The following is a 13148-nucleotide window of genomic DNA, read 5'->3' as shown; positions in this document are numbered from 1 at the left end:
GGCAGATTGGAAAAGGTCTTGCCCCGGGCTGGCTTCTGATGAGCCGGCTCCGTGTGTTTCGGTTTACCGCAGCATCGGTGGCAAGCGATCGGCCCACGGCAGCAAGGCCTCGACTGCTGCGCAGAATTGCAGGACCTGGGCGTCGGCATGCCGGGGGCCGATCACTTGCAGGCCCACCGGCAGCTCCTCCGCGCTCCAGCCACAGGGCAGGCTGGCTGCCGGGTTGCCGGAGAGGTTGAACGGGTAGGTAAACGGCGTCCAACGCGCCCAGGCCACGGCGCTGTCGCCGCCGTCGTGGCTGTCTGCCGGGCCGGTGAGGTGCGCCGGGAACGGCATGATCGGCAAGGTCGGCGTCAACAGCAGGTCATAGCGCTCGAACAGCGCGTGCACGTGGTGGGCGAATACCGCGCGTTGCTGGTTCGCGGTCAGGTAGTCGCTCAGGTCGTAGCCCTGGGCGCGTTCGATCAAGTGGGCGAAACCTGGGTCCAACTCGCTTTCCCGACCCTTCAGGCTCTTGCCGTAGGCGATGCCGCGACCGGCCACCCACAAGGTTTCGAAGGTGGCCAGCGGGTCGTGCCAGTCCAGGGTCAAGCGCTCGATTTCGACGGGCAGACCGTGGGCCAGGCTGTTCACGGCCGACTCGACGATAGAGGCCACCACCGGGTCCACCGGCGTGTCGAACAAGGTCGGGCAATAAGCCACGCGCAACGGGCGCAAGGGCTGATCACAGCGGCTCAGGAAGGATTCGTCCGGTGCCGGCAAGGCTTGATGATCCCGCGCGTCCGGGCCGGACAGCACATCGAACAACAACGCACTGTCACGCACGGTGCGGGTGATGGGGCCGGCATGGCTGAGCATCTCGGTGGCCGACCACGGCCAGGTGGGAATCCGCCCTAGCGAGCCCTTCAGCGCGAAGGTGCCGCAGAAGGCGCTGGGGATCCGCACCGAACCACCGCCGTCCGACCCCAGCGCCGCCGGCACCATGCGCGCCGCCGTGGCAATCGCCGAGCCCGAGCTTGAGCCGCCGCTGCCAAGCGCAGGGTCCCAGGGCGTGCGACCGTCGCCGAAGACCCGCGAGGTACTGGCGCCAGTCCAGCCGAATTCGGTGGTCGCGGTTTTGCCAAGGAGGATGGCGCCGGCCTTTTTAAGCCGCTCGATGATCGGCGCGTCCTGGGTCGGCACGTGATCGAGCGCCGTCAACGAGCCCCGTGTCGTGCGCAGGCCGGCGGCATGGAACAGGTCCTTGATGCCAAAGGGTACGCCATGCAACGGGCCGGCAAACTGGCCGCGCTCGGCTAGGGCATCCAGCTGGCGAGCGTGGTCGAGGGCCGCTTCGGCATAGACATCACCGAAGGCATTGAGTGTGGCATTGTTGGCCTTTATGGAATTCAGGCATTGCTCCACCAGCGCCACGGAGGTCAGCCGTCCGTCACGGATCTGCGCGACGGCTTGCAGCACGTCGGGCATGGCGGCGTAGTCGGGTTTCTGGCTCATTCGCGGAAAGGCTCATCGGGTGGAAGCGATGGGCGTAGTTAAACGGTTCAGGGGGATGAGCGTCAAGTGGTAATTGTGGGATATTTATGGATTCTGTGGGGTTTGGGTATTTGGAGGTATGGAGGAGAGGCCGTGCCCTACAGCCCAGGGACGAACAACCGCTGGCCTGCAGATTTGCCGTCAGCGGCCGATACCTCAATATCTGGGTGCTCGCCTGCCCTTGGGCACCCAATCGACCCGGAACGAAAATGAAACTCACCCTCGGAAAAAAACTCGCCCTGTGCACCAGCGCCGCTTTGTTGGTGGTGGGCTCTGCCCTGACCCTGACCCACTACCTGGAGAGCAGCAGCACGCTGGAAACCAACATCGCCGACCAGGTGAGCAACACCGGCAAAGTCTTCGCCGGCAACATCAGTTACTGGCTCACCAGCAAGCAACAGGCGATGGCCTCGGTGACGTCTACGGGGAATGCAGCCGACCTGCCTTTCCAGATCCAGCAAGCGAAAATCGCCGGCGGCTTCGACAACGTCTTTCTCGCCCGCCCGGACGGCACCCAGATCAACGCCAATGGCGTAGCGCTGCCGGCGGACAACAATGACCCGCGCCGCTGGAAGTGGTATCAGCAAGCCCTGCTCAAAACCAACGACGTGTATTTTTCCACCCCCTCCATCGCCGCCGCCACGCAGAGCTTCGTGCTGTCGCTGGGCAAGGTCCTCGCCGCTAACGGCACAACCTTGGGCGTGCTGGGGGCCGACGTGAGCATGAGCGAGATACTCGCGCAACTCAAACAGATCAAATTGCCGGGCAACGGCTCGGCCTTTTTCGTCGACCGCGACGGGGTGATCCTGGGCCATAACGACGCCGGCGCCCTGGACAAAGCCGTCGACAGCCGCTACCCCGCCCTGACCCCGAGCGTGCTGAACGACCTGGCGGCCAGCGACGGCGCACGCTATCTGCTCAACGACCGCGACGAGCGCCTCTACGTGATCCAGATCAATCACCAGCAAGAAAAGCTGGTGCTGGTGCTCGACAATGGCCTGCTGCTTGCACCCTTGCACAGCAGCCTGTGGCACAGCCTGGCCACACTGGCGGTGATCCTGGTGCTGTCGTTGCTGGTGGTCAACGCCCTTTGCGTGTGGCTGTTGCGTCCGCTAGGCGCCATGTCCAAGGGCTTGCAGGTGATCGCCAGCGGCGACGGCGACCTGACCCAGCGCGTCCCCCAGCAGTCACAGGACGAAGTGGGTGACCTGGGCCAGCACTTCAACCAGTTTGTCGGCAGCCTGCACACCTTGATCAGCCACGTGCGCCAACAGTCCGAGAAGATCGGTGAAGAGTCCACTCACGTGCTGCACCGCAGCAGTGACGCGGCCAAGAGCCTGGAACGCCTGCAGCAGGAACTGAACCTGGTGGCCACCGCCGTGACCGAAATGGCCTCGGCGACCCAGGAAATCGCCGGCAACGCCGAACGCACTGCCGCCTCCGCGCAGCAGTCGTCAGTGAGCACCCTCAAGGGTCTGCAACTGGTGCGCAAGACCCAGGATTCCATCGTCGACCTGTCCGGCGAGATCAACACCGCCACCGGCGTGGTGCGTGAGTTGAGCGACTATTCACAGGCCATCACCGGCCTGCTGACCACTATTCAGGGCATCGCCGAGCAGACCAACCTGCTGGCCCTCAATGCCGCCATTGAAGCAGCCCGCGCCGGTGAGCACGGACGCGGCTTTGCCGTGGTGGCCGACGAAGTGCGGATGCTCTCGCAACGCACCCAGGAGTCGACCAAGTCGATCCAGAGCACCGTGGCCAATATCCAGCGCATCACCCAGGATGCCGTGGCGCGCATGGGCACCAGCACCGGGCTGGCCGAACGCAGCGTGGCCGATGCGCAACTGGCGTACGCATCGCTGGAGGAAATTACCCAGGCCGTGGACGAGATATCCGGCATGTCCCAGCAGATCGCCTCGGCCGCCGAAGAACAGTCGGCCGTGACCGAAGAGATCACCCACAACGTGGTCACGATCAAGACCCTGGGCGAAGACCTGGTAGAAGGCTCGCTGAGCGCCGAAGCCCAGTCGCGCTCGCTGCAGGATCATGCTCGGGATCTGAATGGGGTCGTGGCGCGGTTTATTCTCTGAATCCGCCGGCGCAGCCCGTTCGCAGACGCTTACTTGCTCTCGACATGCCCCAGCGCCGACGCTGAACCGCTCAGGGCTTCACAGGCCTGGGCCCATGCCCCGTCATCGCCTGTCAACGCCGAACGCAGGTACGCGGCGGTCAGGCGTTGCGTTGCTGCCAGCCGGTCCGGGTTTTCGTCATCGGTCTCTGCCGCGTCGTAACCGGCGACCCCGCCCAGCCCATGCTTGCCGCCGGTCAATACCAGCAGGGTTTTGCGCCCTGGGCTGCAGTGGTAGGCATCGGCGTGCCAGTCCACGCCTCGCACGGTGAGATGAGGCGAAGCATCGCTGTCACCGGTGACCACCAAGGTCGGCGTGACCATGTGGGAAAAGTCCGGATTCAGCGCCGAATAATGCTCGGCAGCAAATGCGCTCAGGTCGGCCCCGCCATTGCCCGGCGGTGCCAGCAGCACGCCGGCCTTGATCCGCGGCTCGAAGAGGTTCACGTTGGTGGCTGCCGGGTCCTGGGGATCGTTCAGCCGCGCGCCAAGCAACATGCCGACCGTTTGCCCGCCGAGGGAGTGGCCCAGCGCCGCGATACGCGCCTTGTTCCAGCGTCCGGCCACGAAGGGTGCCTGGGCCTGGATCTCGTCGAGCTGATCGATGATCAAGCTCATGTCCTCGACCCGCGAGCGCCAGAACAACGGGGCTCCCGGGGCGTCGGCACCCAACCCGGCGACCTTGGAGTTCAAGTGGGTCGGCTGGATGACCACGAAACCCTGCTCGGCCAGAAAGTTGGCGAGCGGCCCGTAGCCGTCCTTGGACGGGGTATAGAGAGACGGACCATGCCCGTGGGACAGCAGCAGGATCGGCAGATCATCACCGACTGCCGGTGCCGTCAGGCGCAGCTCCAGCGGCAGGCCGCGACGTGGGGCGGCGAGAACGACCCGACTGATGGACAGTGCCGGCACGGGCTCGCCGATGGGCAGGTGGCGGGCCAGGTTGATCAAGTTATTCATGGGGCAACTCCCGGAGAAACGCAAAAGGAGTTGCTACGGTAAGCCCCTGAATCCGGACTCACCAACTTCCAAAGTCCTCTATTGATTAGCAAGCGTCCAATAAAAGCTCAGGACGCCCGCTGACTGCCGTACACCGCAAAGGTAAACGCCAGGTACGCGGCCAGCGTGGAGGTCATGTCCCCCACGTCTGTGGTCGGGTTGACCTCGGTGATGGTCATGGCCGCGCAATGGGGTGCCAGCAGTTCGACCATCTCCAGGGCCTGGGCCGAGCTGATGCCGCCCGGCTCGTGGGCACCCGCGCCCGGTACATAGGCCGGGTCGATGGCATCGATGTCGAACGACGGCGCTGGAGGATTGGGCCGGACATCTGCTGCAGCGGCCGACGGGGCCGGAGCGGCGGCGGATGTTGAGGTCCATTGCGCAGACGTTGCGCCGGAGTCAGCAGCGGCCAGTACGGGCTGCGGGACCGGGTGGACCGTCACGGACCGCTGGTGGCATACCAGCGACGCCGATTACCAGGGCTGACCACTGCCGAACTTGAAACCATTCGCGACAGCCTGCTCACTTACCTGACCGATTGAGGGTGTAATATGCGTCTTTACAAGTCCTTTTGCCTGAGGTCCATATGACGGGTAAATCCCTCAATTTGCCGGAAGATGTGTCCACATCGCTGGCTGATTTGGCACGAAACAGTGGTCAAAACCCTGATTTTCTGGCCGTAGATGTCCTGCGCGACTACATCGCCCATGAACGCGAGGTTACCCAGGAAATCGAGCGCGCCGTGCAAGAAGCGAACGATGGACTGTTCGCTACCGACGAAGAAGTAGCTGCGCTTCGAGCCAAGCGCTGGGGCACCGACGCGGGTTGAGTGGCTGGGTCGTGCAACACGCAAGCTCACGGATGAGGCTGCCTACATCGCGCTCGACAACCCAAAGGCGGCTGACGCCCTGGTCGATGTCATTTACGCCAGCGTCGATACACTCGTAAAGTTTCCGGCCATGGGCCGTGAAGGTCGAATCAAAGACACCCGGGAATGGGCGGTTCCTGATTGGCCCTACATCATCGTCTATCGAGTACGTGACTATCGCTTGCAGGTTCTGACTATTGTCCATACCCGGCAACGGCCACGAACCAAATGGTGATCTCCAAGTCGTCAGGGCACAACATCCCAGACCTGCGGTTGTAGTCATCTGTACGGTTGCCGCCCGGCTGGCAGCTCGACCGTCTCGTTGTAACTACATAGCGTACATCCCTGCACCCGTGCATGCAGCCCTTGCACTCTGCATCATCGGCGCATGACAACCCTCTCCAGCCTAACCCGCCTCCTGGAAAACCTCATCCGCTACGGCACCATCGCCGCCGTCTAGATGAAGCCCCCGCGCGTGCAAGTCAAAACCGGCGCCCTAACCACTACCTGGCTCCCCTGGCTAGCCCCCCCGCGCCGGCGCCGACCAGGAATGGGACCCGCCCGCCCAAGGCGAACAAGTCCTGCTCATCAGCCCCTCCGGCCAACTCAGCCACGGCGTCGTCCTCACGGGCCTGTGGTCATCGAGTACGACAGTGAGGTCCACCACCTGCGCGCGGTCCTCACTGCCGGAGGCACCACGGACCTGGTCAGCGACGGCGGGATCAACATCACCGGCCCGATCCGCCACCAGGGCGACTACACCCAAACCGGCAACCCACTCATCACCGGCAAGGTAGAAGGCCAACGCCTCGGCTGGCAAGTGGCACCGGACGTCGTTGCCAATTTTGGCCCGGGTTTTTCATGTCGCGCACCAGGATGCGGCTGTTGGCTTCGTCGAGGTCGGCCCAGCGGATGCGGGTGATTGCTTCCTGCCGGCGGGTGGAGAAGATGGCGAAGGCGGCGACCTCGAGCATGTTGAGCGAGGTGGGGCGGTAGGCCTGGATGCTCTGGAAGTGACTGAGCAGCTTGTCGAGTTCGTCGGCCATGGCGTGGGGGTCGACCTCGTAGCCCCAGGCGGGCTTGGCGATGGAGAGAACCGCGCCGAGGTGGGCCAGGTCGTTACCGGCTGTCTGGGGTTTGACGGTGCCGCCTGCAGGGCTCATGCGCCAGAGGGCAAATTCGACCAGGTGCTGGCTGTTGATTTCGTGATCGAGGAGTTTGCCCAGGTAGGTCTGGCTGATCATCAGTAGCGTGCCGCGCTTGGTTTTGCCCAAGGGACGCGCCCTTTCGAGCTCGACCAGGTAGCGATCAATCATATCCTTGACGGTGTTGACCTTGCGGTGGGCGCGCTCAATGGCACCCGGCTGGTTCAGTTCGGTTTCGCGCTTCTTGGTCCAAGCCTGGGCAGCCTGTTTGCGGGCGAAGGTCTGGCTCTCTTGGTAGACTTGCTGGCCATCACGGATCAGACGTATCTGGGCGGTGTAGCTGATGCTGCCATCGGTACGTTTGCGTGCTCTGATCGTGGCCATGGTCAACTGGTACAATTCAATTATCGACTGGTACATTGTACCAGTAGCCCTCGAAAAACGGCCTGAAACGCCTGAAAACGGCCTAAAACGCGTAGAGTAAAATGGTACAGAATATTGCCTCAAACCCGCAGAGCATAAAGCCTGAGCCTTCCAGGCGGTTCTCCGTTGCGCCCATGATGGATTGGACAGACCGCCACTGCCGCTACTTCCTGCGCCAACTCTCCACCAACGCCCTGCTCTATACCGAAATGGTCACCACGGGCGCGCTGATCCACGGCGACAACAGCCACCGCTTCCTGCGCTACGACGAAGCCGAGCACCCCATCGCCCTGCAGCTCGGCGGCAGTACCCCAGCCGACCTCGCGACCTGCGCCCGCATGGCCCAGGAGCACGGCTACGACGAGGTCAACCTCAACGTCGGCTGCCCCAGCGACCGGGTGCAGAACAACATGATCGGCGCCTGCCTCATGGGCCATCCCGCGCTGGTAGCGGACTGCGTCAAGGCCATGCGCGACGCGGTATCGATTCCGGTCACGATCAAGCACCGCATCGGCATCAACGGCCGAGACAGCTATGCCGAGCTGTGCGATTTCGTCGGTCAGGTAGAAGCCGCCGGTTGCCGCAGTTTTACCGTGCATGCCCGTATCGCGATTCTGGAAGGACTGTCGCCCAAGGAGAACCGCGATATTCCGCCCTTGCGCTATGACGTGGCGGCGCAACTGAAGAAGGACTTTCCTCAGTTGGAGATCATCCTCAACGGCGGCATCAAGACCCTGGAAGAGTGCCAGACTCATCTGCAGACGTTCGATGGCGTGATGCTGGGCCGTGAGGCTTACCACAACCCTTATGTGCTGGCGCAGGTGGACAGCCTGCTGTTCGGCTCGCAGACACCGGTGGTCAGCCGCAGCGAAGCCCTGGCCCGCATGCGGCCCTATATTGCGGCGCATCTGGCCGATGGCGGTAACATGCACCACATCACTCGGCACATGCTGGGCCTGGGCACGGGTTTTCCGGGGGCGCGCAAGTTTCGCCAGATGCTCTCAGTGGACATTCACAAGCATCCGCAGCCGCTGGCGCTGCTGGACCAGGCCGGCGAATTGCTCGAGGGGCGTTAAGGGCGGGAACCTGGGGCCCATTGGCCACTCAGATAGAGAGTCCGTCTTTAATTCTCTCCAGCAATGTGCGCGATGTCTCAGTTCACTTGAGCGACGCCCACTGCTGGAGTAATGTCATCCATCCGCACAGGACAGAGCACGCTCATGACTTCGAAGCTGGAACAACTCAAGAAAATCACCACCGTGGTGGCCGACACCGGCGACCTCGAAGCGATCACCAAGCTCAAGCCGGTCGACGCGACCACCAATCCTTCCCTGCTGCTCAAGGCCGCTTCCATCGCCAGCTATGCCCCGCATCTGGATGATGCGATCACCGATGTAAAAGGCGATCTGGGCCTGGCGTGCGACCGTTTCGCGGTGGCCGTGGGCGGCGGTATTCTCAAGGTGATTCCGGGGCGTATTTCCACCGAGGTGGATGCACGGTTGTCGTTCGACGAGAAGGCGCTGCTGGGCAAGGCTCATCAGTTGATCGATCTGTATGACAAGGCCGGCATCAGCCGTGACCGCGTGTTGATCAAGCTGGCTTCGACCTGGGAAGGTATTCGCGCGGCCGAGAAGTTGGAGAAGGAAGGCATCCAATGCAACCTGACCCTGCTGTTCTCCTTCGCCCAGGCCCAAGCCTGCGCCGATGCCGGCGTGTTCCTGATTTCGCCGTTCGTGGGCCGTATCTACGACTGGTACAAGAAGTCCACCGGCCAGGATTACACCGGCGCGGAAGATCCGGGCGTGCAGTCGGTGACGCGCATCTACAACTACTACAAGGCCAATGACTACAAGACCGTGGTCATGGGCGCGAGCTTTCGCAACCTGAACCAGATCGAACAGTTGGCCGGTTGCGACCGCCTGACCATCAGCCCGGATCTGCTGCAAAAGTTGTCCGACGACGAAGGCACCTTGGCGCAGAAACTCAAGCCGGGTAACCCAGGCGAGCCGCGTCAGACGCTGAACGAAGCGCAGTTCCGCTGGGCCTCCAACGAAGACGCCATGGCCACCGAGAAACTGGCCGAGGGCATCCGCCAGTTCGCGCGGGACCAGGAAAAGCTGGAAGCGTTGCTGGCCGCCAAGGTCAAGTAAGCTTATGGCAACGAAAAAGGGCGGCTCCTTCGGGAGCCGCCCTTTTTTATGCCCGTCAGGCCCGAATGCAGATCAGCTGCGCTCGAGGGCGTTGACCAGGTCGTGGAACGCGTCACGATTGGAATCGTTGAGGCCCATGAGGATCTTGTGGGCTTCCAGCACTTTGGCTTTGACGATGTCTTCGTTCTGGTCCTGGGACGGCAGATCGGTGAGGCACTCAGTGCAAGGGATGGGACGATCAACGATGTTGAATACCTGGTCGAAGCCCATGGAAGACAACAGGCGCGTGATGTCCTCGTGAGTCGTCACGACCGTCGGTAACAGACCCACTTTCTGCCGGGACAGAATCGACAGCTTGGCCAGGAGGCCCAGCGTGGTGCTGTCGATGCTGCGAGTTTCGGTCAAGTCGATGACGATTGCCGAAAAATTCAGGGCAGTGAAGATCTTTTCAATCGTTGCATCCAACGCCGAACACAAGGTCAGGCGAACTTCGCCGACAAATTTCAGGACGAACGTCCCGCTTTGTTCGGCGAACTGGATTCTACCAGTACTCATTCAAGGTTCCTGCTCAACACCATGAGGGCGATATCATCCGGCATCTCCCCTAGCGTGGCCAATCCAAACTTGCGGCGCAGACCGTCCAGGCTGCCACCGGCGGCATCGACTATCACAGGCAATGCTGCTTCTTTGTCTTTCAGTGTCTCACCTGGGAGAAGGTCCAGGATGCCATCGGAAAACAACGTCAGGCTGAAAGCTTCGGGCAGGTCGATCACAAGGTCAGTATAGGTCGCTTCGTTGAACAACCCCACTGGCAGACCGCGCCCTTGCAGATAACTCACACCTTTGTTCGGTGTGTACAACACAGGTAACGGCAGGTGACCGCCAATGCTGTAGGTCAATTTACCGGTTGTTTCGTCAATTACGCCGCCGACCATGGTGACATGCTTGCCCAGCTTCGTGTTGATCAACCCGCGGTTGATGTGCCCCAGCACGTCCGAGGGTTTGAATTGTGGCATGCTGCCACCACGTCGGGACTCGAACATCAGACGTGTGGTCATGAATTTCAGCAGAACGGTCACGAATGCCGACGAGGCGCCATGGCCCGAGACGTCGGCCAAGTAGAACGCCACCCGATGCTCGTCGACACGGAAATAGTCAACGAAATCTCCCGAGAGGTACAACGACGGGATGATCTGGTGCTCGAAGTTCAGCCCGGCAGTGCTCCAAGGGCTTTCGGGCAGCATGTTCATCTGCACTTGCCGACCGGCGGTCTGGTCTTCCTGCAACAGGTGCAGGCTGGCCTCGAGCTCGCGGTTGGCGGTTTCCAGCTTCTGTCGATAGCGCTGGTTTTCCACCATCAGGTGAGAGCGATCCAGCGCGCGGTGCACAGAGTGCTCCAGCACCGCGAGGTCTTCCAGCGGCTTGATCAGGTAGTCCGAGGCACCGAGGCGCAACGCCTCGACCGCGTCGTTCATGACGCCGGCGCCGGACAAAACGATCACGGGGGTCTGCGGTGAACGCTCGGTGACCTGGCGAATCAGCTCCAGGCCGCCTACTTGGGGCATGCGCAGGTCGCATATCACGAGGTCCGGCTGTTGCTGCTCGAATACCTCCAGCCCCTTCAAGCCGTTGTTGGCCTGCAGGACGGTGAAACCGCTGTCTTCCAGGTAGGCCGCGAGACTCGCGCGCACTACATCGTCGTCATCGATTATCAGCAGCGTGGCACTGGGTTTCTGCATGTGGGCAAACGGCGCCAGAAATTGGGTGGCGTAGGCGGCCTGGTGTTGCCCAGGAGCACTTACTGGATTCACTTCTAGCCTCTCTTCCACTTGGCATGGGGGGCAAAAAGCCCTGCACGCGAAATATCGGAGGTGCCCTATAAGGCGCAGACGGTACTCCCATCCGCCTGGCGTTTCAAGCATCGGCCGATGGTCGCTTTACGTCTTTACACGACAAATCACCGGGAGTTATAAAAACACCTTGTACCGAGACCAAAACACAGGACGTAACCCATGAGCCTTACCGATCACAATTACGACGAAAAACGCGATTTCATTCGCATGACCGTCGATGCCAAAGTCACGCTGACGGTAGAAGGCAAGCCTGTCCAAGCGACCTGCCGTGATCTTTCCAGCACCGGCTTCCAACTGGACGCGCCCACCACCCTCTCGACGGGGGATATCGTCGATGTATACGTGCCCTCTCACAACCCGAACCTGGACGGCCTGAAGGCCAAGGCCAGAGTCATTTGGACCAAGACCAGCGATACCGGCGGCCAATTGCTCGGCCTGGTCAACGTGAACTGAAGACCCCGGCCAACTGAAAAAGGCGACCGATAAGGTCGCCTTTTTTTGTGTCACAACGAACGTCGATCAGAAATCGTCGACGACGTGACCGTCCTTGACCTTGTACTCGCGGTTCTGCAGGAATGCATTGCGGATGAACGAGTAGCGGTCGCCGGTGACCATCTTCTCGGCCGCGAACAGGCTGGCACGAGTGTCGATCAGGTTCACGCCCAGCATCCAGTTACGGGCCGGAATGTTGTCCATGTAGGGGTAGGGTTGGGTATAAGCGTCAGGCACCTTGCCGATGGCGTCACGCACGGTGCTGGGGCCGAAGAACGGCAACACGACGTAAGGACCGCTTGGCACGCCCCAGTGACCCAGGGTCACACCGAAGTCGACATTGTTGCGCTGCAAGCCCATACGGGTACCTACGTCGATGAAGCCCAGCACACCGAAGGTGGTGTTGAAGATCAGCCGGGCAGTATCGATACCCGCCGCACGAGGCTTGGCCTGCAAGGCGTCGTTGACCAGGTTGCCGACATCCCCGATGTTCTGGAAGAAGTTGTGGATGCCATCCTGGGCGAACTGCGGCGTGATCCACTGGTAGCCCTTGGCGATAGGCTTGAGGGTGTAGGTGTCCAGCGTATCGTTGAAGCGGAAGATCGCCCGGTTGGCGCCTTCCCACGGGTCGCTGTCGGCCGCGTGGGCAGCCATGGGCAATAGCACCGCACTAGCAAACAGACAGGCCCGAGCCAGTCGATAGAGCGAACCTGATCCGAACACGTGCATAAACATACTCCCAGAAAGGTTGACGGGCAGCCTGCCCGCGCCAGGGCGATGCCCTGATAAAGTGCCTCAGTATAAAGCGATGCAAAGTGTTTAGGCAGCTAAGTATTTGCCTGCTGGACATTTTCTGTTGCAGTGTCGTCTAACCGTCACAAAGCTGTCACGGCAGGGACTTATGCTCAGCGGTCATCCAGGGAATGTCGATATGCCTGAAACCGCTGCTTTTCCCCCATTGACCGCCATTCTACTGGGCCTTGGTGACTGCCTTGTGGACGATGCCGATCGCCTGATGCCTGGCGCTGCCCAGCTATTGGAGCGTCTCCATGGAGAAAAGGTGCCATGTGCCTGGATCGATGAACTTGAGAGTGAGACGGCCCGGCGGCGCAGCGCCGCGTTGCCTGACTGGGTCACGGGGTGCAATCGCCTCCCGGGGGAGGCCCCCTGGCCCTCTCCCGCCAGTTGCTGGCGAGCGCTGATCACCCTGGGCGCCACGCGGCTTGACGGCTGTCTGCTGGTCAGCGGCGAGCCGCGCTTGCTGCAGGCCGCCCTGGCAGCCGGGCTGTGGACCGTGGGCCTGGCCTCCTGCGGAGCTCGTGCAGGCCTGGCGAATGTCGAGTGGCTGGCGCTGACGCCCCATGCGCGCGACCTCAAGCGCGGCAAAGTGACCCTGGAGCTGTTCAAGCTGGGTGTCCACTCGGTCATCGATCACCTTGAAGAACTGGACAGCTGCCTGGAAGACATCGGCTCGCGTCGCGCCAAGGGCGAAAAGCCCTGATACAACTTTGCCAGACGCCGAACTCACTCAGGCACTAGGCTTGCCTGGGACCT

14 protein-coding genes and 2 pseudogenes are annotated in these 13148 nt (G+C 61.8%); 9 read left to right on the top strand and 7 right to left on the bottom strand.

Annotation, left to right across the window (positions count from 1 at the left end):
- Nucleotides 1–63: 63 nt before the first annotated feature.
- Nucleotides 64–1467: an amidase family protein gene (locus tag HB675_RS09130; protein WP_213877926.1), complete on the bottom strand. Its 1404-nt coding sequence runs from the start codon at nucleotides 1465–1467 to the stop codon at nucleotides 64–66.
- 275 nt (nucleotides 1468–1742) lie between these two features.
- On the opposite strand from HB675_RS09130, the gene HB675_RS09125 reads away from it, so the two are divergent.
- Complete coding sequence (locus HB675_RS09125) at nucleotides 1743–3626, top strand: methyl-accepting chemotaxis protein (protein ID WP_213877864.1); 1884 nt, start codon at nucleotides 1743–1745, stop codon at nucleotides 3624–3626.
- 29 nt (nucleotides 3627–3655) lie between these two features.
- On the opposite strand, the gene HB675_RS09120 is transcribed toward HB675_RS09125, so the two are convergent.
- The gene (locus HB675_RS09120) at nucleotides 3656–4624 is read right to left on the bottom strand and encodes a hypothetical protein (RefSeq protein ID WP_213877862.1); all 969 of its coding nucleotides are present in this window, start codon (nucleotides 4622–4624) and stop codon (nucleotides 3656–3658) included.
- Between the two features lie 107 nt (nucleotides 4625–4731).
- Nucleotides 4732–4956 carry an arginase family protein gene (locus tag HB675_RS25790; RefSeq protein WP_345945757.1) on the bottom strand — a complete coding sequence of 75 codons (225 nt, stop codon included), beginning with the start codon at nucleotides 4954–4956 and terminating at the stop codon, nucleotides 4732–4734.
- Between the two features lie 14 nt (nucleotides 4957–4970).
- Here HB675_RS25790 and HB675_RS25785 point away from each other — a divergent pair, with 14 nt between their 5' ends.
- From HB675_RS25785 to HB675_RS09100, 4 genes and pseudogenes are all read left to right on the top strand, one after another.
- On the top strand, nucleotides 4971–5165 hold the full coding sequence (locus HB675_RS25785; RefSeq protein WP_345945756.1) for a hypothetical protein: 195 nt from the start codon (nucleotides 4971–4973) through the stop codon (nucleotides 5163–5165).
- Between the two features lie 84 nt (nucleotides 5166–5249).
- Complete coding sequence (locus HB675_RS09110; protein ID WP_213877858.1) at nucleotides 5250–5492, top strand: CopG family transcriptional regulator; 243 nt, start codon at nucleotides 5250–5252, stop codon at nucleotides 5490–5492.
- Nucleotides 5452–5766, top strand: coding sequence for a type II toxin-antitoxin system RelE/ParE family toxin (locus tag HB675_RS09105; protein ID WP_213877924.1), 315 nt, complete (start codon nucleotides 5452–5454; stop codon nucleotides 5764–5766). The genes HB675_RS09110 and HB675_RS09105 overlap by 41 nt, the downstream gene beginning before the upstream one ends.
- A 153-nt stretch (nucleotides 5767–5919) precedes the next feature.
- Nucleotides 5920–6327: pseudogene (locus HB675_RS09100) on the top strand (phage baseplate assembly protein V); the annotation flags it as partial.
- Between the two features lie 9 nt (nucleotides 6328–6336).
- On the opposite strand, the pseudogene HB675_RS09095 reads toward HB675_RS09100, so the two are convergent.
- A pseudogene (locus tag HB675_RS09095) lies at nucleotides 6337–7060 on the bottom strand (site-specific integrase); the annotation flags it as partial.
- Nucleotides 7061–7161: 101 nt separating this feature from the next.
- On the opposite strand from HB675_RS09095, the gene dusA reads away from it, so the two are divergent.
- A complete protein-coding gene (dusA, locus tag HB675_RS09090) occupies nucleotides 7162–8175 on the top strand; it encodes a tRNA dihydrouridine(20/20a) synthase DusA (protein WP_213877856.1) in 1014 nt (337 codons plus the stop codon).
- Nucleotides 8176–8319: 144 nt separating this feature from the next.
- Complete coding sequence (tal, locus tag HB675_RS09085) at nucleotides 8320–9249, top strand: transaldolase (protein WP_213877854.1); 930 nt, start codon at nucleotides 8320–8322, stop codon at nucleotides 9247–9249.
- Nucleotides 9250–9321: 72 nt separating this feature from the next.
- Here the strand turns inward: tal and rssC are convergent, their stop codons facing one another.
- Both rssC and rssB read right to left on the bottom strand, forming a co-directional pair.
- Complete coding sequence (gene rssC / locus HB675_RS09080) at nucleotides 9322–9804, bottom strand: anti-sigma factor antagonist RssC (RefSeq protein WP_213877852.1); 483 nt, start codon at nucleotides 9802–9804, stop codon at nucleotides 9322–9324.
- Nucleotides 9801–10988: a two-component system response regulator RssB gene (gene rssB, locus HB675_RS09075; RefSeq protein ID WP_213877922.1), complete on the bottom strand. Its 1188-nt coding sequence runs from the start codon at nucleotides 10986–10988 to the stop codon at nucleotides 9801–9803. Before rssB ends, rssC begins: the two co-directional genes overlap by 4 nt.
- 273 nt (nucleotides 10989–11261) lie before the next feature.
- On the opposite strand from rssB, the gene HB675_RS09070 reads away from it, so the two are divergent.
- Nucleotides 11262–11555, top strand: coding sequence for a PilZ domain-containing protein (locus HB675_RS09070; RefSeq protein WP_213877850.1), 294 nt, complete (start codon nucleotides 11262–11264; stop codon nucleotides 11553–11555).
- A gap of 66 nt (nucleotides 11556–11621) precedes the next feature.
- Here the strand turns inward: HB675_RS09070 and HB675_RS09065 are convergent, their stop codons facing one another.
- Nucleotides 11622–12323 (bottom strand): VacJ family lipoprotein, encoded by a 702-nt coding sequence (locus HB675_RS09065; protein WP_213877843.1) that lies wholly within the window; start codon nucleotides 12321–12323, stop codon nucleotides 11622–11624.
- 202 nt (nucleotides 12324–12525) lie between these two features.
- Here HB675_RS09065 and HB675_RS09060 point away from each other — a divergent pair, with 202 nt between their 5' ends.
- Nucleotides 12526–13095 carry a phosphonoacetaldehyde phosphonohydrolase-related protein gene (locus tag HB675_RS09060; protein WP_213877841.1) on the top strand — a complete coding sequence of 190 codons (570 nt, stop codon included), beginning with the start codon at nucleotides 12526–12528 and terminating at the stop codon, nucleotides 13093–13095.
- Nucleotides 13096–13148 lie beyond the last annotated feature (53 nt).

It is taken from the genome of Pseudomonas sp. dw_358, assembly GCF_018449655.1.
Lineage (GTDB): Bacteria > Pseudomonadota > Gammaproteobacteria > Pseudomonadales > Pseudomonadaceae > Aquipseudomonas.
Note: the sequence above shows the minus strand (reverse complement) of the source record. Positions and strands in the feature narration are given on the sequence as shown.